Annotated in this window: 23 protein-coding genes; 13 read left to right on the top strand and 10 right to left on the bottom strand. The window is 64.2% G+C overall.

Going from position 1 to position 21,256, the window contains the following annotated elements; translation table 11 throughout:
- Positions 1-78 precede the first annotated feature (78 nt).
- Together ACN0YL_RS04305 and ACN0YL_RS04300 are read left to right on the top strand one after the other, a co-directional pair.
- Positions 79-1,404: an ActS/PrrB/RegB family redox-sensitive histidine kinase gene (locus ACN0YL_RS04305; RefSeq protein ID WP_417497156.1), complete on the top strand. Its 1,326-nt coding sequence runs from the start codon at positions 79-81 to the stop codon at positions 1,402-1,404.
- 47 nt (positions 1,405-1,451) lie between these two features.
- Positions 1,452-1,994, top strand: coding sequence for an ActR/PrrA/RegA family redox response regulator transcription factor (locus ACN0YL_RS04300; RefSeq protein ID WP_417492142.1), 543 nt, complete (start codon positions 1,452-1,454; stop codon positions 1,992-1,994).
- Here ACN0YL_RS04300 and ACN0YL_RS04295 read toward each other — a convergent pair.
- Positions 1,991-2,734 (bottom strand): DUF1223 domain-containing protein, encoded by a 744-nt coding sequence (locus ACN0YL_RS04295; protein ID WP_417497155.1) that lies wholly within the window; start codon positions 2,732-2,734, stop codon positions 1,991-1,993. The genes ACN0YL_RS04300 and ACN0YL_RS04295 overlap by 4 nt on opposite strands.
- A 75-nt stretch (positions 2,735-2,809) precedes the next feature.
- Positions 2,810-5,485: an aconitate hydratase AcnA gene (gene acnA, locus ACN0YL_RS04290; RefSeq protein WP_417492069.1), complete on the bottom strand. Its 2,676-nt coding sequence runs from the start codon at positions 5,483-5,485 to the stop codon at positions 2,810-2,812.
- 164 nt (positions 5,486-5,649) lie between these two features.
- Here acnA and ccmA point away from each other — a divergent pair, with 164 nt between their 5' ends.
- From ccmA to ACN0YL_RS04265, 5 genes are all read left to right on the top strand, one after another.
- Positions 5,650-6,306: a heme ABC exporter ATP-binding protein CcmA gene (ccmA, locus tag ACN0YL_RS04285; protein ID WP_417492068.1), complete on the top strand. Its 657-nt coding sequence runs from the start codon at positions 5,650-5,652 to the stop codon at positions 6,304-6,306.
- A complete protein-coding gene (locus tag ACN0YL_RS04280; RefSeq protein ID WP_417497154.1) occupies positions 6,306-6,974 on the top strand; it encodes a heme exporter protein CcmB in 669 nt (222 codons plus the stop codon). The genes ccmA and ACN0YL_RS04280 overlap by 1 nt, the downstream gene beginning before the upstream one ends.
- A gap of 61 nt (positions 6,975-7,035) precedes the next feature.
- On the top strand, positions 7,036-7,767 hold the full coding sequence (locus tag ACN0YL_RS04275; RefSeq protein WP_417497153.1) for a heme ABC transporter permease: 732 nt from the start codon (positions 7,036-7,038) through the stop codon (positions 7,765-7,767).
- Positions 7,764-7,919, top strand: coding sequence for a heme exporter protein CcmD (gene ccmD / locus ACN0YL_RS04270; RefSeq protein WP_417492064.1), 156 nt, complete (start codon positions 7,764-7,766; stop codon positions 7,917-7,919). The genes ACN0YL_RS04275 and ccmD overlap by 4 nt, the downstream gene beginning before the upstream one ends.
- Positions 7,916-8,428, top strand: a complete 513-nt coding sequence (locus ACN0YL_RS04265) for a redoxin family protein (RefSeq protein ID WP_417497152.1) — start codon at positions 7,916-7,918, stop codon at positions 8,426-8,428. The genes ccmD and ACN0YL_RS04265 overlap by 4 nt, the downstream gene beginning before the upstream one ends.
- A 3-nt stretch (positions 8,429-8,431) precedes the next feature.
- Here ACN0YL_RS04265 and ACN0YL_RS04260 read toward each other — a convergent pair whose 3' ends face one another.
- The 3 genes from ACN0YL_RS04260 to ACN0YL_RS04250 form a co-directional block, all read right to left on the bottom strand.
- Entirely contained in the window at positions 8,432-9,037 is a 606-nt protein-coding gene (locus ACN0YL_RS04260) for a MarR family winged helix-turn-helix transcriptional regulator (RefSeq protein WP_417469459.1), read from the bottom strand.
- Between the two features lie 87 nt (positions 9,038-9,124).
- Positions 9,125-9,778 carry an inner membrane-spanning protein YciB gene (locus ACN0YL_RS04255; RefSeq protein WP_417497151.1) on the bottom strand — a complete coding sequence of 218 codons (654 nt, stop codon included), beginning with the start codon at positions 9,776-9,778 and terminating at the stop codon, positions 9,125-9,127.
- A 17-nt stretch (positions 9,779-9,795) separates the two neighbouring features.
- Positions 9,796-10,644: an EamA family transporter gene (locus ACN0YL_RS04250; RefSeq protein ID WP_417492059.1), complete on the bottom strand. Its 849-nt coding sequence runs from the start codon at positions 10,642-10,644 to the stop codon at positions 9,796-9,798.
- A 94-nt stretch (positions 10,645-10,738) separates the two neighbouring features.
- Here ACN0YL_RS04250 and ACN0YL_RS04245 point away from each other — a divergent pair, with 94 nt between their 5' ends.
- Together ACN0YL_RS04245 and ACN0YL_RS04240 are read left to right on the top strand one after the other, a co-directional pair.
- Positions 10,739-11,458, top strand: a complete 720-nt coding sequence (locus tag ACN0YL_RS04245) for a hypothetical protein (RefSeq protein ID WP_417492058.1) — start codon at positions 10,739-10,741, stop codon at positions 11,456-11,458.
- Positions 11,455-12,228, top strand: coding sequence for a pentapeptide repeat-containing protein (locus tag ACN0YL_RS04240; RefSeq protein WP_417492057.1), 774 nt, complete (start codon positions 11,455-11,457; stop codon positions 12,226-12,228). The genes ACN0YL_RS04245 and ACN0YL_RS04240 overlap by 4 nt, the downstream gene beginning before the upstream one ends.
- A gap of 4 nt (positions 12,229-12,232) precedes the next feature.
- On the opposite strand, the gene ftsY is transcribed toward ACN0YL_RS04240, so the two are convergent.
- The 5 genes from ftsY to ACN0YL_RS04215 form a co-directional block, all read right to left on the bottom strand.
- A complete protein-coding gene (gene ftsY / locus ACN0YL_RS04235; protein WP_417492056.1) occupies positions 12,233-13,180 on the bottom strand; it encodes a signal recognition particle-docking protein FtsY in 948 nt (315 codons plus the stop codon).
- Complete coding sequence (gene mtaB / locus ACN0YL_RS04230) at positions 13,177-14,511, bottom strand: tRNA (N(6)-L-threonylcarbamoyladenosine(37)-C(2))-methylthiotransferase MtaB (RefSeq protein WP_417497150.1); 1,335 nt, start codon at positions 14,509-14,511, stop codon at positions 13,177-13,179. Before mtaB ends, ftsY begins: the two co-directional genes overlap by 4 nt.
- Positions 14,512-14,546: 35 nt before the next feature.
- On the bottom strand, positions 14,547-15,161 hold the full coding sequence (locus ACN0YL_RS04225) for a hypothetical protein (protein WP_339737538.1): 615 nt from the start codon (positions 15,159-15,161) through the stop codon (positions 14,547-14,549).
- A 6-nt stretch (positions 15,162-15,167) separates the two neighbouring features.
- Positions 15,168-17,045: a DUF885 domain-containing protein gene (locus ACN0YL_RS04220; protein ID WP_417497149.1), complete on the bottom strand. Its 1,878-nt coding sequence runs from the start codon at positions 17,043-17,045 to the stop codon at positions 15,168-15,170.
- Between the two features lie 88 nt (positions 17,046-17,133).
- A complete protein-coding gene (locus ACN0YL_RS04215; protein WP_417497148.1) occupies positions 17,134-18,003 on the bottom strand; it encodes an SDR family oxidoreductase in 870 nt (289 codons plus the stop codon).
- Positions 18,004-18,252: 249 nt separating this feature from the next.
- Here ACN0YL_RS04215 and sdhC point away from each other — a divergent pair, with 249 nt between their 5' ends.
- Genes sdhC through ACN0YL_RS04195 form a run of 4 tightly spaced genes read left to right on the top strand, consistent with a single transcriptional unit; the run spans position 18,253 to position 21,254 of the window.
- A complete protein-coding gene (sdhC, locus tag ACN0YL_RS04210; RefSeq protein ID WP_417492051.1) occupies positions 18,253-18,645 on the top strand; it encodes a succinate dehydrogenase, cytochrome b556 subunit in 393 nt (130 codons plus the stop codon).
- A 3-nt stretch (positions 18,646-18,648) separates the two neighbouring features.
- The gene (sdhD, locus tag ACN0YL_RS04205) at positions 18,649-19,029 is read left to right on the top strand and encodes a succinate dehydrogenase, hydrophobic membrane anchor protein (protein WP_417497147.1); all 381 of its coding nucleotides are present in this window, start codon (positions 18,649-18,651) and stop codon (positions 19,027-19,029) included.
- Positions 19,030-19,041: 12 nt separating this feature from the next.
- On the top strand, positions 19,042-20,826 hold the full coding sequence (sdhA, locus tag ACN0YL_RS04200) for a succinate dehydrogenase flavoprotein subunit (RefSeq protein WP_417497146.1): 1,785 nt from the start codon (positions 19,042-19,044) through the stop codon (positions 20,824-20,826).
- Between the two features lie 2 nt (positions 20,827-20,828).
- Positions 20,829-21,254: a DUF3052 domain-containing protein gene (locus tag ACN0YL_RS04195; protein ID WP_417497145.1), complete on the top strand. Its 426-nt coding sequence runs from the start codon at positions 20,829-20,831 to the stop codon at positions 21,252-21,254.
- Positions 21,255-21,256 lie beyond the last annotated feature (2 nt).

Genomic DNA, 21,256 nt, shown 5'->3' with positions numbered 1-21,256 from the left:
GAAATTTGCTGCAAATGCGAAGCTAGGACGGCTTGTTCCGCCTGTCCATCGACTTCGCTGCATTGCCGGAGCCAGCCAATGACCGATGCCGATTGGGACCCCTATGGCAGCGACGCGCATCTGACGCCGGTTTTCGGCCGTCTGCGCCTGCGCACACTGGTGATGCTGCGCTGGCTGGCGGTCGCGGGCCAGACCATGACCGTGCTTCTGGTCCACTACGTCGTCGGGTTCGAACTGCCGATCGGCGTCTGCTTCGGCGTCATCATGGCCAGTGCCTGGATCAATACCTGGCTGACCCTTTCTGTGCCGGCGCAGCAATTTGCCAAGGACTGGGAGGCCTTCGCGCAGCTGAGCTATGACGTCATCCAGCTGTGCGTCCTGCTGCTTCTCACCGGCGGCCTGCAGAACCCTTTCGTCGTCATGTTGTCGGCGCCCGTGACCATCGCGGTTGCGGCCCTGCCGCAACGCTGGGCCCTCGGCGTCGCCCTGATCGCGATGGCGGGCACCGGGGTGATGTGGATGTGGAGCCTGCCGCTGCCCTGGATCGACGGCGAGGCGATCGATCTGCCCGGCATGTATGTGCTCGGCCTGTGGTGCGCGATCTTTGTCGCGGTGGCCTTCACCGCTGTCTATTCCTGGCGTGTCAGCCAGGAGGGGCGGCGCATGGCGACGGCGCTGGCGGCGACGCAAAGCGTGCTGTCGCGCGAACAGCGCCTGTCAGCGCTTGGGGCGCTCGCCGCCGCCGCCGCGCACGAGCTCGGCACACCGCTGGCCACCATCCAGCTGACGGCCAAGGAAATGCTGCGCGAGGTGCAGGATAACGAGCTGCTGCGCGAGGACGCCGAACTGATGGTGACACAGGCGCGGCGCTGCCGTGATATCCTCAAGCGGCTGAGCCAGGAACAGGGCGTGTCCGACGAGCGTCATGACCGGGTTGAACTGCTCGCGGCGCTGGAAGAGGCGAGCGCGCCACTGCGCGGGCTTGGTCCGATGCTTGATGTTTCTGTCCGCGACAGCGGCATTGCCGGCCCGGCCCCGATGCTGCAGCGCATGCCGGAAATGCTCTATGCCATCGGCAATTTCGTCGAGAACGCGGTCGATTTTGCAGCGACGCGTGTGACGGTCGTTGGCGGCTGGGACGCCGAGAGCCTGCGGATCACGATCAGCGATGACGGGCCGGGCTTTACGACCGAGATTCTCGCCAAGATCGGCGAGCCCTATATCACCACCCGTTCAGGCACGCCCGGCCAGGGCGGGCTGGGCCTGGGCGTGTTTATCGCCAAGACGATGATCGAGAAGACCGGAGGCCGGGTCGCGTTCGACAATGTCTCGCCCCAGGGCGGCGCCGAGGTGCGCATCGTCTGGCCGCGCAACCGGGTAGAGGCGGCGGCTATCCTCCGCTAGTAATGGACCGATGGATGTTGAATCGCGAGGATCGACACGTGGACGATATGGAATACCAATTGCCGGAAGACCGGACCCTGCTCATCCTTGACGATGACGCTCCGTTTCGCACCCGTCTCGGGCGCGCCATGACCAGCCGCGGCTTTGTCGTCTCGGCAGTCGGCACGGTCGATGAGGCCGAAGAGGTCGCGCGCCAGAACCCGCCGGCCTTTGCGGTGCTGGATCTGCGCTTGCAGGATGGTGACGGGCTGGAAGTGGTCAAGGTGCTGCACGCCTCGCGCGCCGATTGCCGCGTCGTGATGCTGACCGGCTACGGCAATATCGCCACCGCCGTTGCCGCCGTGAAGGCCGGTGCGGTCGATTACCTGTCGAAGCCGGCCGATGCCGATGACGTCATCAAGGCGCTGCTGGCCAGACCCGATGACAAGCCCGAGCCGCCGGACAATCCGATGTCGGCCGACCGCGTGCGCTGGGAGCATATCCAGCGCGTGTTCGAATTGTGCGATCACAATGTCTCGGAAACCGCCCGCCGTCTCAACATGCACCGCCGCACCCTGCAGCGCATCCTGGCCAAGCGCGCACCGCGCTAGCGTCCGCCGCCAGGCGTGGGTTCGGCCCGGGCATAGCCGTAGATCGGGCCGCCATTGGCGCCCTGGACGATGGCGACCGTGCCATAGCGGCGATAGGCCTCGCCCATATAGTCCGCCTCGCCGCCTGACCAGCGGCCGAGATAGGTGAGGCTTTTCACCATGTTGTAGTGCAGCATCTCGACGCCTTCATTCTCGCCGGCACCGATCTCGACACTGGCCCAGCCCGGCGCATAGGCGATCAGCCAGACATCGAGGCTGTCTTCCGGCGCGGCGCCATCAAGGCGGACGATGAAGGAGCCGAACGGGCCGTCATCCAGCCGGATGGAGGGGCTGTCGGGCATTGCCGCGAGGCGGTCATCGACGGCATCGGAGACCTTGTCCTGGTTCCAGCCCGGCGCGTCGGTGACGCCATCGACGACGAAATGCGGCGTGTAGAGGCGGTTGACGCCGAGGCGTGGCAGATAGGTGCGCTGGCGCTGGACGTATTCGGGCCGGGCATAGGTGTCGGTCCAGCCATACATGTCCCAATAGCTGACCCCGAAGGCGAGGACGAAGACATTGTCACGCTGGTCAAGCTCGCCGAGATAGCGATTGGCTTCCGGGCATAACCCGCAGCCCTGGCTGGTGAAGAGCTCGACCAGGACCGGGCGGGATTCGGCCGGTGCGGTTGCGGCTTCGCCCTGCCCCAGGGCGGGTGAAACCAGCAGGCAGGCCGTCAGGAGGGAAGCAAGAAAGCGCATGCGATCTACATAATCACGCCCGCCCGCATCGGCCAATCACTTGGCTGTGACGCGGGCGGAGGTGGTTATGCGGACTTACGAGCGGGCGAGATTGCGCAGCACATAGTGCAGGATGCCGCCATCGCGATAATATTCCAGCTCGTTCTCGGTATCGATCCGGGCACGGACCGAAGCGGTCTTCACCGTGCCGTCCGGGAAGGTGATCTCGACCGTCATCAGGGCGCGCGGCTCGATATCGGCGACGCCGAGGATGTTGACGCTCTCATCACCGGTCATGCCGAGCGCTTCCCAGGACGCACCGTCCTCGAATTGCAGCGGCAGGACGCCCATCCCGATCAGGTTGGAGCGGTGAATACGCTCGAAGCTCTCGGCGATCACGGCCTTGACGCCGAGCAGGCGGGTGCCCTTGGCGGCCCAGTCACGCGAGGAACCGGTGCCATATTCCTTGCCGCCGAACACGACGAGCGGGATGCCGGCAGCCTGGTAATCCATACAGGCGTCGAAGATGTCGACCTGCTGGCCGTCCTTCTTGGTATAGCCGCCTTCAACGCCGTCCAGCATCTTGTTCTTGATGCGGATATTGGCGAACGTGCCGCGCATCATCACTTCGTGATTGCCGCGGCGCGAGCCGTAGGAGTTGAATTCCAGCACCGGAACCTGGCGTTCCTGCAGATAGCGGCCGGCCGGGCTGTTGGCCTTGATCGAACCGGCCGGCGAGATGTGGTCGGTGGTGATGGAATCGCCGAACAGACCCATGATCCGCGCATTGACGACATCGCCCGGTGCATCCGGTTCCATCGTCATGCCTTCGAAATAGGGCGGGTTCTGGACATAGGTCGAGGTGTGATCCCAGGCGTAATTGATGCCCTCGGGAACCGCGATGCCCTGCCAGGCCTTGTCGCCCTGGAAGACATGCGCATAGCGGGTCGCGAACATGTCCGGCGTGACGCAGGTGCGCACGGTCTCGGCAATCTCCGCCGAGCTCGGCCAGATGTCTTTCAGATAGACGTCATTGCCTTCGGCATCCTGGCCAAGTGGCTCCGTGGTGATGTCGATCTGCATCGAACCGGCGATGGCATAGGCAACGACCAGTGGCGGCGAGGCGAGATAATTGGCGCGCACATCGGGGCTGATCCGGCCTTCGAAATTGCGATTGCCCGACAGGACCGAGGTCGCGACGAGATCGTTTTCATTGATCGCCTTGGAGATCGGACCCGGCAGCGGGCCGGAATTGCCGATACAGGTGGTGCAGCCATAGCCGACCAGGTTGAAGCCGAGCGCATCGAGATCGTCCTGCAGGCCGGCGCGCAGCATGTAGTCGGTGACGACTTGCGAACCCGGTGCCAGCGAGGTCTTGACCCAGGGCTTCACCTTGAGGCCACGCTTGACGGCATTGCGGGCCAGCAGGCCGGCGCCGAGCATAACGGACGGGTTGGAGGTGTTGGTGCAGGAGGTGATGGCGGCGATCACGACATCGCCATTGGTGATGCGGTAATCCTCGCCCTCGACCGGGGCCGATTTGGCCATTTCATTGGCCTTGTTGAATTCCTTGCCCATCGCTTCGGTGAAGGCGGTCTTGGCCTCGGTGAGGATGACACGATCCTGTGGCCGTTTCGGACCGGAGATCGCCGGCACGACTGTTGCCATGTCGAGATGAAGCGTGTCGGTGAAGACCGGATCGGCTTCGTATTCGGGGCGATACATGCCTTGCGCCTTGGAATAGGCTTCCACCAGCGCGATGCGTTTATCGTCGCGGCCGGTCGCCGTCATATAGGCGAGGGTTTCCTTGTCGACCGGGAAGAAGCCGCAGGTGGCGCCGTATTCCGGTGCCATGTTTGCGATGGTGGCCTCGTCTTCCAGCGAGAGGTGGTCGAGACCCTTGCCGTAGAATTCGACGAATTTGCCGACGACGCCGCGCTGGCGCAGCATCTGCACGATCACCAGCACCAGATCGGTCGCGGTTGCGCCTTCCGGCAGCTTGCCGGTCAGTTCGAAGCCGATCACTTCCGGGATCAGCATCGAGACCGGCTGGCCGAGCATGGCCGCTTCGGCCTCGATCCCGCCGACACCCCAGCCGAGCACGGCGAGGCCGTTGATCATCGTGGTGTGGCTGTCAGTGCCGACGCAGGTGTCGGGATAGGCGATGGTTTCGCCGTCTTCATCCTTGGTCCAGACGCACTGGGCCAGGTTTTCCAGATTGACCTGGTGGATGATGCCGGTGCCTGGCGGCACAACGCGGAAATTGGCGAAGGCGGACGCGCCCCATTTGAGGAATTTATAGCGTTCGCCATTGCGCTCATATTCGCGCTCGACATTTTTCTCGAAACTGTCGGCGTGGCCGAAATTATCCACCATCACCGAGTGATCGATAACCAGATCGACGGGAACCTGCGGATTGATTCGCTGCGGGTCGGCGCCGAGCTTGGTGGCGGCATCGCGCATCGCGGCGAGATCGACGACGGCGGGAACGCCGGTGAAATCCTGCATCACGACGCGGGCCGGACGATAGGCAATCTCGTGGGTGGATTTGCGCGTCGTCAGCCAGTCGGCCATCGCCTGGATATCGGCCTTGGTGACGGTCTTGTTGTCTTCAAAACGCAGCAGGTTTTCCAGCAATACCTTGAGCGAAGCCGGCAGGCGGGAAATTCCGGCCAGACCATTCTGCTCTGCGACCTTGAGGTCGTAATAGCTATAGGTCTCACCGGCCGCTGTGAGAGTGCGTTTGCAGGAAAAACTGTCGAGAGAAGCCATGGGCGATCGTCCTCAGGGTCGGTGGGGTGTCAGACACCCGGTGGGGAGGGTGGGCCAGCTGGATATGGCCACATGTTTGCGCGGGTTTTACCCCTCATCCCCGTTTGCTGCAATGCGGCACGCAGTACGTTGACGTATGGCCTGCATTTGGGCGACATGCTGGCATGACTTCCGCGCCGCTCTCCCAGCCCGTCGAACCGGCCCCGGCATACCCGTCCCTCCGCCTCGCGGTGAGCGCCCTGGGCCTGTCGCGCGGCGACAGCGTGCTGGCGCGCGACCTCGATTTCGCGCTGGCGCCGGGCGAGGCCCTGCTGCTGAGCGGGCGCAATGGCACCGGCAAGACCAGCCTGCTGCGCGCCCTGGCCGGGTTTATCGCGCCCGATGCCGGCACCATAATGTTCAATGACGCCCCCCCGGCCATCGCCGCCGCCGACAGCATCGCCTGGCTCGGCCATGCCGACGGGCTCAAGCCCGGCGAGACACCGCGCAGCGCGCTGCGTTTCTGGGCCGATCTCTATGGCCAGCCGCGCACCGCCATCATGCCGGCCCTGCGGGCCCTCGAGATCGATCATCTGATCGACCGCCCCGCCGCCCGGCTGTCGCGCGGCCAGCAAAGGCGCTGCGGCCTTGCCCGCATCGTGCTCGCCAATCGCCCGCTCTGGCTGCTCGACGAACCCGCCGGCCCGCTCGACGCTCAAGGCCGCGCCTGCCTGGCGGCGCTGGTGAGCCAGCACCGGGCTCGCGGCGGCCTGGTGATCGCGGCGACGCACCAGCCGCTCGACTGGCCCGATACCCGCAGCCTCGATATGGGGCGGCTGTGATGGGCGTCCTGACAGCCATTTTCGCCCGCGAAGCCCGCCTCGCCTGGGCCGGCGGCGGCGGTGCGGCCGGACCGGCGGCCTTCTTCCTCGCCGCGATCACCCTTGCCCCACTCGCCATCGGCCCCGCCGCCGACCTGCTCGCGGCCGCCGGTCCCGGCATTCTCGCCTTTGCCGCCCTGCTCTCCGTGCTGCAATCGGCAGAACGCCTGTTCGGCGATGATTTTGCCGACGGTACGCTCGATCTCTATCTCCTCACACCCACCAGCCTGGCGGCCCTGTGCCTGGCCAAGGTGATGGGCCAGGCCAGCGCGACGCTGTGGCCTTTGCCACTGATCGGCGTGCTGGGGGGATTGATGTATGGCCTGCCGCCACTCGCCGCCCTGGTGCTCGGCGCCGCCCTGCTGGCCGCGATCCCGGCCCTCGCCCTGATCGCCGGTTTCGCCGGGGCGCTGGCCGCCGGCATCAAGCGCGGCGGCCTGCTGATCGCCCTGATCGCGACGCCGATGATGGTGCCCGTGCTGATCTTCGCCGCCGGGGCGGGCCGCTCGGCCTTTGATGGCGATGAGCGCGCGCTGGCCAACCTGCTGCTGACGCTGGCGATCAGCCTTGGGACGGTGGCGCTGGCCCCCTTCGGGATCGCGGCGGCGGTGCGGGGGCGGTTGGGATGACCCGCCGCCCTGCGACCACCCGGCAGTTGCCGCCAAGCGTCCCGCAAAGTAAGTGAGCGCCATGCTGTCCTATTTCGCTAACCCGCAACGTTTCGACCGGCTTGCCCGCATCGCCATTCCGGTGTTTGGCGTGTTGACGCTGATTCTGCTCGGCGCCGGCATCTACATGTCCTTCTTTGCCTCGCCGCCGGACTATCAGCAGGGCGACACCGTGCGGATCATGTATGTGCATGTGCCTGCCGCCTATATGGCTTCGGCGCTCTATGCGGGCCTGGCCGGGGCGAGCTTTGTCTATTTTGTCTGGCGTCATGCCATCGCCGATGCGGCCGCAGCCGTGATCGCGCCGATCGGGGCGGTGTTTACGGCGCTGGCGCTGACGACGGGGTCGATCTGGGGCAAGCCGATGTGGGGCACCTGGTGGGAATGGGATGCCCGCATGACCTCGGTGCTGGTGCTGTTCCTGGTCTATCTCGGCTATATGGCGCTGCGCTCGGCGCTGGAGGATGCGCAGCAGGCGGCGCGCGCCGGCGCCATCCTGGCGATGGCCGGGGTGATCAATCTGGTGATCGTCAAATTCTCGGTTGAGTGGTGGTCGAGCCTGCACCAGCCGGCCTCGGTCTTCCGCGCCGACGGGCCGACGATTGATCCGAGCCAGCTCTGGCCGCTGGGGCTGATGGCGTTGGGCTATACGACATTGGCCGGCTGGCTGGTCTTCTACCGTCTGCGCAGCCGCGCCATAGCGCGCCGGGCCGATGCCTTGATGCGGCAGAAAGAGCGCGGGGATTTCAAATGAGCGAATTTCTCGCCATGGGCGGCTATGCCGTCTGGGTCTGGTCGGCCTGGGGATTATCGGCTGCGGCACTGATCGGGCTGGTCATTTTCGCGCTCGCCGAGCGCCGTGCGGCGGCGGAACGGCTGCGGCGGCTGGAGACTGACGAGGCATGACGCGCGCGATCCGCCTTCTCGCTGTCCTGGGCATTCTCGCCCTGCTCACCGTGTTGGGCCTGCGCTGGTACCAGGCTCGCCCCGCAGCGCCCGAGCCCATGCCCGCCCTGACACTGGCGGTTCTGGATGGCCGGTCGGGCTTCGACCCGGCCGCGATTGAAGGGCCCTATCTGATCAATGTCTGGGGGTCCTGGTGTCCCTATTGCCAGATGGAGCATCCGGTCCTGATGGCACTGCAGGCCGAGGGTGTCGCGATTTACGGCATCGCCTTTCGTGACACGGCGGCGGCCGCCAATGCTTCGCTCGACCGTTTGGGCGACCCCTATGCCGGCGTGATGCTGGATGTCGACGGGCGCTCGGCCCAGGCGCTTGGTATCGCGGGCACGCCGGAAACCCTGGTCGTCGGGGCGGGCGGGCAGATTCTGGCGCGCTGGTCCGGCCCGCTCACGGCGAGTGTGTTGCGCAACCGGATCTATCCCGCGTTGGAGCGCGGTGCCGGGCAGGACTAGGCCTCAGGCCGCGGCGGATTCACCGGCGCTTTTTCGGGCCTTCTTCTCAGCTTTTTCGGCCTTCTTCGCCTTGAGCTTGGCCTTTTCCTTGGCGCGTTTCTTCGCCTTCTTCTTCTTTTCCTTGTCCTTGACCTTGGCCTTTTTCACCGCCTCCTCACCCTTCTCCAGGGTCAGGGCGATGCGTCCGAGCGTGGCGAGGAAATTGGCGCGCTTGCTCTTGGGCAGGGCGGAGAGAATGGCGCGGTCGGCCTCGATGGCGCCAAGCGTGGCCGCATCAAGCAGGGTGCGGCCGGATTCGCTGAGATGGATGGCATTGGCGCGGGCGTCATCGGCGAGCTTCTCGCGCACGAGGAGACCATTGCGCACCATGCGCGAGACCAGTTCGGCCAGGGTGGACCGGTCAATGCCTGTGGTCTTCACCAGCTCGGTCTGGGTCAGGCCCTCATTGCCCGACGTTGCGTGCAGGACCGCGAACTGGCGCTGGGTCAACTTGGCACCGGCCATCGACTTGGTGAAACGCTCGGCGGCAAACTGTTGGGCCCGGTGCAGCAAATGCCCCGGCGAGTCCGCAAGGTCGAAAACTTTCGGGCTGTGCTTGTCGCTCGCCATCTGGGTCTCCCGGGCTCGGCAGGATCATCCTAGGGCGGATTTATAACGCAAAAATGACATTTGTCCGATCACGGAACGTCGCATTTCTTATGCAACTTCCTGTTCGTCCTCATCGCCGTTCTGCTGGTATTTCAGCAATAGCGGCATCTGCAGCGCCGCAAACACCATGCTGATCACCATCACACCGAGTTTGGCATTGGCCCAGAAGCTTTCCGAGAGGTCGATTTCGGCGAACCAGCGCGCCGATTCCGGCACCACTGAATCGGTGATGTGGCGCCACATGAGCTCGTTGAGCAGGGCGAGAAACTGGAACCAGATCGCCCAGCGCACCGCCAGCATGGTCCAGGCCTCCTCGGGCAGGTTGAAAACGCTGCCGAAGAACACCTTCCAGACATTATGCCCGAGCGCGACGCTGACCAGGATCAGGAAGGAGTAGAAGAGATTGATGATGGTCGGCTTGAGATAGAGAAAGATCGGATCCTGCAGCACGATGCCGATCGTGCCCATGCCCAGCACGATTACCGTGGTGAAGATCAGCATGGGCGGGAAGCGTTTCTCGACCCGGATCGCGTAGGCCAGTCCGATGACGGCGGCGATCATATAGGCGCCGGTGCCGATATAGATCGCCTGGTCGCCGGCATAGGCGCGGGCGAGATTGTAGACCACGATCCAGACCCCGATGGGACCGAAATCAACCAGCATGCTGGCGGTCTGTTTCGACGTGGTCTCGGTCTGGCTCACGGGGCTCTCCTCGGTCTTCACAATGTCTGCATCACGACAAGTCCGGTGACCAATAGCACGGCCAGCGCAATACGCTTCAAGCCGAAAGCTTCCTTCAGGACCAGCGCCGCAAGCAGTGCGCCGAACACGATACTGGTCTCGCGCAGGGCCGCCATCGGCGCCACCGGCGCGATGGAATAGGCGTAGAGCGCCAGGCCGTAGGTGGTCAGGTTGAACAGCATCGAGGTCGCGGCCGGGCGCGTTTCCTGGCGCGCGAGGGTCCAGATGCGGCTGCCACGCCGGACGATTGCCGTCAGGCCGATCGTCAGTCCGGAAAGCACGAAGAACCAGCCCGTATAGACCATCACATTGCCCGAGGCGCGCACGCCGGCGGCGTCGATCACGGTATAGCTGGCGGTCATGCCCGCGGCCGCCAGGGCGATCAGCAGCACCTGGGTCTTCGGTGTGCCGTCCTTTTCCGGCCAGGCAAAGCCGACCAGTGCCGCCGAGGCGATCGCCAGCCCGATCAGCTGCCACAGCGACACGGCCTCGCCGAGAAAGAGGTAGGCGGCCAGCGTCGCCAGCGCCGGGGCGCTGCCGCGCATCACCGGATAGACCAGATTCATCTCGCCGCGTTCAAAGGCGGCGATCAACAACATGTTGAAGGCCCAGATCGTCGCCGCGCCGAGCAGCAAAAAGCGCCACACCTCCCAGCCGGGCAGGGGCTGGAACACCAGCCAGGGCAGCATCAGACCGGCGACGAAGATCAGCGACAGGGCGCGAAACACCAGCCGGTCTTTCGCCCGCTTGGTCAACAGCGTCATCCCGGCATGGGCCAGGGCCGAGCCCAGCATCGCGAGCGCGCCATAGGCGAGAGCCGGGGTCACCTGCCGGGGCGCCGGTTTGAACAGGGCCGCTCGCCTGGTCTTGCAAAGCGGCAGGCGATGATGAAATCTACCCTGGGTTGGAGAGGCTGGGTGAATGGCGTCACTGAATTATCCTGTTGAGGTCGAGCTGGGCAAATCGGGTGAGAAGTGCGTGGAATTCGGCTGCGGCACCATTTCGATCCGGATCGATAACTCCACACGCCGCAACCACCGCGACATTTGGATCAAGTATGACTTCTCCGACATCGATATCGTGACCGACGGCATTGCGATTCCGAACGTGAAGTGTGCGCTTCGCGATGTCCAGTTCGTGTTCGAAGTCCCCGGTTGGTCGTGCCAGGTGAAGCGGCCTGATAATCTGGCCGCAATCGATCGAACGGTCGAACGACGCGAAGGCGAACTCGATGAACGCCAGGACGCGATCAAAGCCGGGGTGCCGAATCTGGCTGCCGGCGGGCGCAAGCGCAAGAAAAGCAAGCGGGAGAGCGTCCAGGACACGCGAAACGCGCCCTATGATTATGTGAAGCCGGTCAATGGCCTCAAGAACAGACATGGTTGGAAGTTCACGCCCAAGCAGGGGAGCCGTCTCGACTACTCCGAACCCGACTATTTGCCGGCCGGAATCATGCGCAAGCAGGAGGGGGAGGCCGAGATTGTCCTCAAGGTGGAAAAATTCATTCACGGGCACAATGTTGTCGTGTCCAAGCTTGCGGCGGACGGCAGTGTGAGAAAAATGGGTTTTCTCGGACGCGTGCTCGCAAAGCTCGCCAAAATCGACGAGCATATGACGGTCAGGGTGTGTGACGCGCTATGAGCAAAATCCATGTCAGCCCGGAGGTCGGGCGAATTATTGACGCGGTCGTCAACTCTGAGGCGGATTCATTCCACGCCCTGTCTATGGCCTCCGGCCTGATCGACAGCGACTTTCTTTGCGATTCGGACTTCTCCGATATCGAGGATCCGGGGCAGGACTTCACCGATGTCTCGATCAAGAACAGCGTCTTCTGCAATTCAAATCTCGACGAGTCCCTGTTCGACGGCACCACCGCGACCGGCGCGGACTTCTCGTTTTCCAGCCTGAAAGGCGCCGTGTTCAGATTTTGCGATCTGTCGAACACGATTTTCCGCCATGTCGACCTGACCGGCGCCGTGTTCGAGCACTGCACGCTCAACCGTGCCGATTTTTCAGGTTCGAAAGTGCATCGCGAGCAGTTCACGGACTGCCAAATGCGCGACCTGTCCTTTTTCAGGTTCCAGTCGCTCGCTGGCGGGGCCTCTGGCCAGACCAACGTCCGGGTTGAATGGGTGACGGAGGTCAACTCCATCCTGCGGAAAATCGAGCGCGACCTGAAGCGGGTGGAGCCGGTCCCTGAAAGCCTTGGCTCGGCGCTGGCAAACGGCCAGCGCAGCGTCCGGCAGGCCGCGGGCGCCCCGACCCAGGCGGATTGGGCCGTGATCTTGTATTATGTCGACCAGATCAATCTTCAGCTGCGGCAGGCGCGTCTCGACTTCACCAATCAGGCGCGTGACCTGAATCTGCTGGCGAATATTCTCAACAAAAACACGGTGATCGCGAGCGGCTGATCTGTCAGCTTTCCAGCCCGGCCAGCGCCCGCGAGAAGTCGCGGGCGTTGAAGGCCTGCAGATCGTCCTCGCCTTCGCCGATGCCGATATAGTGGATCGGCAGCTGGAATTTCTCGGCCACCTGCACCAGGGCGCCGCCTTTGGCGGTGCCGTCGAGCTTGGTCATCACCAGGCCGGTGATCTGGGCTGCATCGAGGAAGGCCTGGGCCTGGGAGACGGCATTGGAACCGACCGTGCCATCGAGCACCAGCACCGTCTCGTGCGGGGCGGAGGGGTTTTTCTTGCGGATGACGCGGACGATCTTGCGCAGCTCGTCCATCAGCTCGGCCTTGTTCTGAAGCCGGCCGGCGGTGTCGATCAGCACCGTGTCGCGGCCCTCGCGTTCGGCCTGTTCCAGCGCGTCAAAGGCCAGTCCGGCAGCATCGGCACCGATCTCGCGCTTGATGACGGGCGATTTCGCCCGCTCGCCCCAGACCGAGACCTGCTCGATTGCCGCGGCGCGGAAGGTGTCACCGGCGACGAGGATCGGGTCGCGGCCCTCGCGCTTGAGCTTGACGGCGATCTTGCCCAGCGTCGTGGTCTTGCCGGAGCCGTTGACGCCGACAAACAGGATCACATGCGGGCCGTCCGTGCCGGTCAGCTGCAGCGGTTTTTCCAGCGGGGCAAGCGTCTCACAGATCACTTCGGCGAGGGTCTCGCGGACTTCCTCGTCGGAGATTTCCTTGTCGAAACGGTCGCGCGCCAACCGGTCGGTGACCCGCAGGGCGGCGGCCGTGCCGAGATCGGAGGCGATCAGCAGATCTTCGAGCTCGTCCAGCGCCTCGCGGTCGAGCTTGCGCTTGGTGAAGATCGCGGTGACCGATTCGCCGAGCTTGGACGAGCTTTTGCTCAGCCCAGAAACCAGGCGAGAGAAGAAGCCGCGCTTCTTTTCGGTGGGTTTGTCGTCGCTCATTCTGTGAGCTCCCCGTGCAGCTCGCGCCCGTCATGATGGGTGACATGGATATTCACCAGAGCGCCGGCGCGCGGAAATTCGGTCTCCGGCAGGCGAATGGCGGCAAAATTCCCGGCACGGGCAAAGCCGGGCTTTTCCATCAGGGCACCGCTGACGGTACCGATCATCGTATCGAGATGCGCCGCCAGGACCCGGTCGGCCTTGTCGCGCAGACGCGCCGCGCGGGCCTTGATGACGGACTTCTCCAGCTGCGGCATGCGCGCGGCGGGCGTGCCGGGGCGCGGCGAATAGGGGAAGACGTGCAGATAGGCGAGCTGGCACTCATCGACCAGTTTCAGAGAATTTTCGAACATCGCTTCGGTCTCGGTCGGGAAGCCGGCAATGATGTCGGCGCCAAAGGCAATCTCCGGCCGCGCAGCCTTGAGCCGGTTGCATAGCGCGATCGCGTCCTCGCGCGAGTGGCGGCGCTTCATACGTTTGAGGATCATATTGTCGCCGGCCTGCAGGGACAGGTGCAGATAGGGCGCGATGCGCGCCTCGCCGGTGACGGCCTCGAACAGCGCGTCGTCAATCTCGATCGCATCGATCGAGGACAGGCGCAGGCGCGGCAGGTCGGGCACTTGTTTCAGGATCGCCTGCACCAGCCGGCCCAAAGGCGGCGTGCCCGGCAGATCGCCGCCCCAGGAAGTGAGGTCGACGCCGGTCAGCACGACCTCGCTATGGCCCGATCCGACCAGCGCCTTGATCTGCTCGACGATCTCGCCGGCGGGGACCGAGCGTGAATTGCCGCGGCCGAACGGGATGATGCAGAAGGTGCAGCGGTGATCGCAGCCATTCTGGACCTGGACATAGGCGCGCGCGCGCCCCTCCATGCCTTCGACCAGATGGCCGGCGGTCTCGCGCACGCTCATGATATCATTGACGCGGATCTTCTCGGTGCCGCCCAGCAGGGTGACCGGGTTGAAGGTCTCGGCGCGCAGTTTTTCCGCATTGCCGACGACGCGGTCGACTTCCGGCATGGCGGCGAACATGGCCGGATCGACCTGGGCGGCGCAGCCGGTCACGATGATTTTCGCATCGGGGTTGGCGCGGCGGGCCTTGCGGATCGACTGGCGCGCCTGGCGCACGGCTTCCGAGGTTACGGCGCAGGTATTGACCAGGATGGCATTGTCGAGCCCGGCCTCGCGGGCATGGGCGCGCATGACTTCGCTTTCCCAGGCATTCAGCCGGCAGCCGAAGGTCAGGATTTCAAGGCCGTTTTCCGGATCCGTCTCACGCGTGGAGGGCGTGTCGGCACCGGAGGCGGCGGGATTGTCTGTGCGCGCGCTCATGGAGCGTGGATAAGTGGTGGAGCCGCGCCTCCAGGTCAAGCGCGGCTGGCAATCACCCGCCGCATCGCTTCGCCCGCCAGAATCGCCCAGAGCGCCAGAAGCGTGTGGTAGACGTGCCAGTTGGCGATTCCGAATGTGGTCTCTTCGCGGCTGCCGCCGATCATGATCGAGGCATAGGCCAGTAATAACCATGCGAACAGCCAGATGAGTCCGGTCTGCCAACGGCGATGTAGCAACAGGGCGATGCTGGCGGCCAGACCGAGAAGCAGGGCCAGTTGTGGCAGCAGGGCGAGAATGTCCTCACTGCCTGGCCAGGCCATCATGACAATGGTCACAACTGAAATCCCGATCCGCAGATACCGACCCACGCCCGGAGGCCAGCGAATGGGAAAGGCCTCCCAGGCCAGACCAAGGGCGATCAACAACATGCCGGCCGCGCCAGCAAATGTGCTGGCCAGGCTGTGCAATTGGGCTAGCTCCTCGACCTGGCCGCTGGCGAACCGGATCGCGCCGATCAGGGCTGCCAGTCCGACAAAGGCCAGTCCCAGCCGGACCATGCGGACATCACCCTTGCGGCGATGCGGCCAGAGCCGCCAGATCCCGAGGCCGCAGCCAATGACGACAAGAAAGTCTGTGAGGGCGAAGAGCATGGTGATCTAGTTCCGATTTCCGGCTTCTTCTTCGTTGATCCAGCGGCGCATCTTGGCCTCCAGCGCAGACAGCGGCATGGAGCCGTCGGCGAGCAGCACGTCATGGAAGGCGCGAATGTTGAAATCCTCGCCCAGGCGCTCCTCGGCTTCGGCACGCAGGTCGCGCATCAGCAATTCGCCGGTCTTGTAGGCCAGCGCCTGGCCCGGCCAGGAGATATAACGCAGGACTTCGGTACGGATATTGTGCGGCGCCAGGGCGGAGTTCTCGAGGAAACAGGCCTCGGCCTCCTCGCGGGTCCAGCCCATATAATGCACCCCGGTATCGACCACGAGGCGGCAGGCGCGCCACATCTCATAGCTCAGTCGGCCAAACTCTTCATAGGGCGTCGTATAGATGCCCATATCTCGGCCCAGCGTCTCGGAATACAGGCCCCAACCCTCGCCGAAGGCGGTGATATAGGTGTCGCGGCGGAAATCCGGAACATTCTCCAGTTCGGCGGCGATCGAGCCCTGATGATGGTGCCCTGGCACAGCCTCGTGTGCGGTCAGGGCGGGCAGGGTGTAGAGCGGGCGCTGGGTCAGGTCATAGGTGTTGACCATATAGCCGCCGGCGATGCCGCGCTCCATGTCGCCGGACCAGTAGCGGCCGGTGGTGTAGGTTGGCGCCATGGTGTCCGGCACAGGGCGCACGCCATAGGAGAGGCGCGGCAGATGGCCGAAATAGGCCGGCATCTGGTCGTCGAGCCGCTTGGCGATCCAGGCGGCATGCATCAGCAATTCCTCTGGCGTCGTCGCGTAGAATTGCGGATCGGTGCGCAGGAAGTTGAGGAATTCGGCGAACGTGCCGTCAAATCCGCTCTCGGCGATGACCGCTTCCATCTCGGTCCGGATGCGCGCCACTTCGGCTAGGCCGCGCTCGTGTACTTCTTCCGGCGAGGTATCGAGCGTGGTGTGGTAGCGCACCAGGGTCTGATAATAGGCACGGCCCTCAGGTGCTTCGGAAATGCCGAGGCTTGTCCGGGTTTGCGGTGCGTATTCGTCGCGGAGGAAGCTGGCCAGGCCGGCATAGGCTGGCTGGGCCGAGTTTTCGATCGCGGCGGTGGCTCCGGCATAGAGCCGGGCCCGTTCGGCCGCGGGCAGCGAGGTCGGCAGGTTGTCGATCGGCTCGATCAGGATCGCGCGCAGGGTCGCCGGATCGCTGAGGCCGGCGACCTGGTCGGCCGCCGATTCCGCGATAATGCGCGGCTGGGTGAAGCCGGTGTCGAGTCCGCGCTGCATCCAGTCGATATTCTGCTGGAAATAGCCGGCGATACCGTTGATGCGGGCAATCCAGGCCTCGCCCTCGGCAATCGTGCGCGGGCGCGCCGAGGCCGCGGCATAGGATGGCCAGAAGAAGAAGCCGCTATCGGAATCAAAGGCGATGCGGGCCTGGTCGAAGGGGGCGAACTCGGTGCGAAAGCGCAGGATATAGTCGAGCACTGCATGGGAGACCTGGTCGCTTGCCGACAGGTCTTCGGCATTGATGGCGTCAAGACGCTCAAGGAAGCCGGCCTCGGCAGCAAATTGCGTCGCCAGCGCCTCCGGCGAGATGTCCGGCCATTGCCCGGCCGCCTCGAGATCGCCGCGGCGGCCGCGTTCGTCGGGATTGTTGGCCAGTTCGAAGGCTTCGAAATCGGCGACCAGGCTGGCGAAAGCCTCGCTGGACCGGGCATCGATGGTCTCGGCGGGTGCGGTCGTGATGGCCGGGCTGGTCGTTCCGGCAACGCTTTCATTCGCCGGCGCAGCGCCCCCGGCCGCCGGGGCGTCCGCAGTCTGCCCGCAGGCGGTCAGGGCCAGAGCCATCAGGCCGGCCAGCGAGGCGTGCGAAATCGTGCGATAGCTCATGTCAGTCCCCCGGGCGCCGGGGCGCCGATGCGAATTGTTTCTGTTGTCATTCTTCACCAGCCGGGCAGGCCCGGCAAGCGATGTCGCCTCAGCGTTCGCGCCGCGTCAGCCCGAGCCGTTTGGCGAGGATATTGTTGACCATGCGTTCGGGCAGCATGCGTGGCAGCGACCAGTTTGTCAGACGCTGGGGCACGAGCGCATAGCGGAAACGCGGTTTGTCCTCGGTCAGGGCGCGAAAGGCGCGATCGGCGATCACCGAGGGCGGGAAGCCTTCCGGGCCGCTCTTGCTCATGAAGTTGCGAAGCCGCGTCAGCGCCTTGTAGTAGACCGTGCCCTCATAGGGCGAGATGTCGACCTCGTCCGATTTGGCCCAGATTGGTGTCGCCACAGCGCCTGGACCCAACACGATGACTTCGATCCCGAACAGCATCATTTCACGGCGCAGCGATTTCGACAGGCCTTCGACAGCATGTTTCGAGGCTGAATAGGGTCCCAGGAAGGGGGCGCCCATCTCGCCGGCGACCGAGGAGATCATCACGATCCGGCCCGGCCCGCCCGTCAGGCTCTCATCGGCCCCCAGAAGCGGCCCGAATGCCTGGGTCACGCGGACGATACCGGTGACATTGACGTCCATCTGGTGCTGGAATTCCTCGACCGGCAGGGTCAGCATCGGGCCGGCAACGGCGATGCCGGCATTATTGACCAGCCCCTTCAGCGTCGTGCCCTTCAGCGCCGCGCGAACCGTGTCGGCTGCAGCCTGGATCGAGGCCGTGTCGGTGACTTCCATCGTCAGCGGCGTCACGGCGGCACCGAATTCTGCTTTCAGCCGGTCGGCATCGGCCTGTTTGCGCACGCCGGCGAAGACATGCCAGCCCTTGGCGGTCAGTTCGGCGGTACAGGCATGGCCAATGCCGGTGGAGGCGCCGGTAACGACGGCGGATGGGGTCGGGTTGGTCATGATCAGCTCCCTGCTTTGGCGACAGGCTAGTCTGGTGCGCGGCGCGCGCCAATGGGAAGTTGGCACTGTTTCAGGCTGTGTGGCTTCCGGTGACACGCGGCTTCGCGGCAAAATGTCTGCAACTTGTCAGCGGTGTGCGCCTGATCGCGTTGACCCTGACAACATGCGGCCTATTGTGCGGTGCGAGACTCAAAGCTGATGCGCGTCCTGCGTTCGGCGATACCGACACAGATTTCGAAAGGGTGCCTCATGGCTTCCGACTGGTCCGACCCGCGGCCGATGTCGCCACATCTTCAGGTGTGGCGCTGGCATGCGACTATGGCGTCCTCCATTCTTCACCGGGCAACCGGTATCGGCAATTATATCGGCGCCGTCGCGATCGCGATCTGGATCGTGCTTCTCGCCTTCGGTGCCGAGGGTTCGGTTGCCTTCCTGTTCGAGGGCCCGATGGCCTGGGTCACCCGCATCGGACTGATCCTTCTGACCTATTCGGTGAGTTATCACTGGCTCAATGGCCTGCGTCACCTGATGTGGGATTTCGGCAAGGGCTTCGACCCCAAGGGTTCGAATTTCCGCTCGATGGCGATCATGTTCCTGGCCCTGGTGCCGACAATCGCCCTCTGGCTTGGTTTCGGGAGCTGATCGATGACCACCGATTACAGAACCCCTGCCGCCAAGGTGCGCGGCCTCGGCGCCTCCGGACACGGCACGGCGCATTTCATCTCCCAGCGCGTCACCTCGATCGCGCTTTTCTTTCTCATCCCGGTCTTTGTCTGGATGCTCGCCACTTCCGGCGCGCCGGATCCGGCCGCGATGCGGGCTTTCCTCGCCTCGCCATCGGGCGCAATTGTCACCCTGCTGACGCTGACCGCCGGCTTCCATCACATGCGGTCCGGCCTGCAGGTCGTGATCGAGGATTATGTCCACAAGGCCGGCATGAAGACGCTGCTTCTGCTCGGCAATACCTTTCTGACACTGGGCCTGTGGCTGGTCACCGTGTTCGCACTTGTCAAACTCGCGCTGTAACGGACGTTCTTCATGGCCGACTATAAATGGATCGATCACACCTATGATGTCGTGGTCGTTGGCGCTGGCGGCTCCGGGCTGCGCGCCGCTCTGGGTGCCTCGCAAGCCGGTCTGAAGACCGCCTGTATCTCCAAGGTTTTCCCGACCCGCTCGCACACGGTTGCGGCGCAGGGCGGGATCTCCGCCTCGCTCGGCAATATGGGCGAGGATGACTGGCGCTGGCACATGTATGACACCGTCAAGGGCTCCGACTGGCTCGGTGACCAGGACGCGATCGAATATCTCTGCCGCGAAGCGCCGGCCGCCGTTTACGAGCTCGAGCACTGGGGTGTGCCCTTCTCGCGCACCGAGGACGGCAAGATCTATCAGCGCGCCTTTGGCGGCATGACCCGCAATTTCGGCGAAGGCCCGGTGCAGCGCACCTGTGCTGCCGCCGACCGTACCGGCCACGCCATCCTGCACACGCTCTATGGCCAGTCCGTGCGCCATGAGACCGAATTCTTCATCGAGTATTTCGCCCTCGACCTGATCATGGATGATGGTGTCTGCCGCGGCATCACGGCCTGGAAGCTCGATGACGGCACGCTGCATCGTTTCCACGCCCAGACCGTGATCCTGGCGACCGGCGGTTATGGCCGCGCCTATTTCTCGGCCACCTCGGCCCACACCTGTACCGGCGACGGCAATGCCATGGTGCTGCGCGCCGGCCTGCCGCTGCAGGACATGGAATTCGTGCAATTTCACCCGACCGGGATTTACGGCGCCGGCTGTCTGATCACCGAGGGCGCGCGCGGCGAAGGCGGATATCTCACCAATTCCGAGGGCGAGCGCTTCATGGAGCGCTATGCACCATCGGCCAAGGATCTCGCCTCGCGCGATGTCGTCTCACGCTCGATGACGATGGAAATCCGTGATGGCCGCGGTGTCGGTCCCAACAAGGACCATATCTATCTCCATCTCGACCATCTCGACCCGGCCGTGCTGGCCGAGCGTCTGCCGGGCATTTCCGACAGCGCCCGCATCTTTGCCGGCGTCGATGTCACCAAGGAACCGATCCCGGTCCTGCCGACGGTCCACTACAATATGGGCGGCATACCGACCAATTATCATGGCGAGGTTCTCACCAAGGTTGGCGACAATGCCGACACGGTCGTGCCGGGCCTGATGGCGGTCGGCGAGGCGGCTTGCGTTTCGGTGCATGGCGCCAATCGCCTCGGCTCCAATTCGCTGATCGATCTCGTGGTGTTCGGCCGCGCCGCGGGCCTGCGCCTCGGCGAGACCGTGACGCCAGGCGCGCCGCAACCGGAATTCAAGCCCGAAGAGGGGCAGAACTCCCTCGACCGGCTCGACAAATACCGCAATGCCTCAGGCGGCACGCCAACGGCGAAGCTGCGGCTGCAAATGCAGCGCGGCATGCAGAACAACTGTGCCGTCTTCCGTACCGGCCCCGTCCTCAATGAAGGCATCGAGGCGATCCGCGAGGTTTATGCCGGCATGCCCGATATCGGTGTCTCCGACCGCTCCATGGTCTGGAATACCGATCTGATGGAAACGCTGGAACTCGACAATCTGCTCGCCCAGGCCGCCGTCACCGTCAATGGCGCGGCCAATCGCGAGGAAAGCCGTGGCGCCCACGCCCGCGAGGATTTCCCCGATCGCAATGACGAGACCTGGATGAAACACACCCTCGCCTGGTGCGATGACAAGGGCGATGTGAAAATCGATTATCGCCCGGTGCATGACTACACGATGTCGGACGATATCGACTACATCGTGCCGAAAGCCCGGGTTTACTGATCATGGCGCAATCGGCCGGATATTCAGGAACACCCCTGCCGAAAAAGCTGGGGCTCAAGGACGGGCAGCGCGCTGCCTTCCTGAACCTGCCGGACGATCATGCCGATTTGCGCGAGGCAGCACAGTTCGCCAGCCTCGAGACAGTGGCCAGTCCAGGCGATGAGCTCGACTTCGTGCACATGTTCACGCGCATTCGGGCCGAGCTGGAAGATGGATTGCCGAAGCTCAAGCGCGCGATCCGCCCCACCGGCATGATCTGGGTTTCCTGGCCGAAAAAGGCCTCGAAAGTCCCGACCGATATTACCGAAGACACCATTCGTGAGATTGCCCTTCCGATCGGCCTGGTCGACGTGAAGGTCTGCGCTGTCGACCCAGTGTGGTCGGGCCTGAAACTGATGATCCCGCGCGACCAGCGCGCCTTGAACTGAGT

It is taken from the genome of Maricaulis sp. (assembly GCF_048269565.1).
GTDB lineage: Bacteria > Pseudomonadota > Alphaproteobacteria > Caulobacterales > Maricaulaceae > Maricaulis.
The sequence above is the reverse complement of the archived record's forward strand: the minus strand, read 5'-3'. Positions and strand labels throughout refer to the sequence as shown.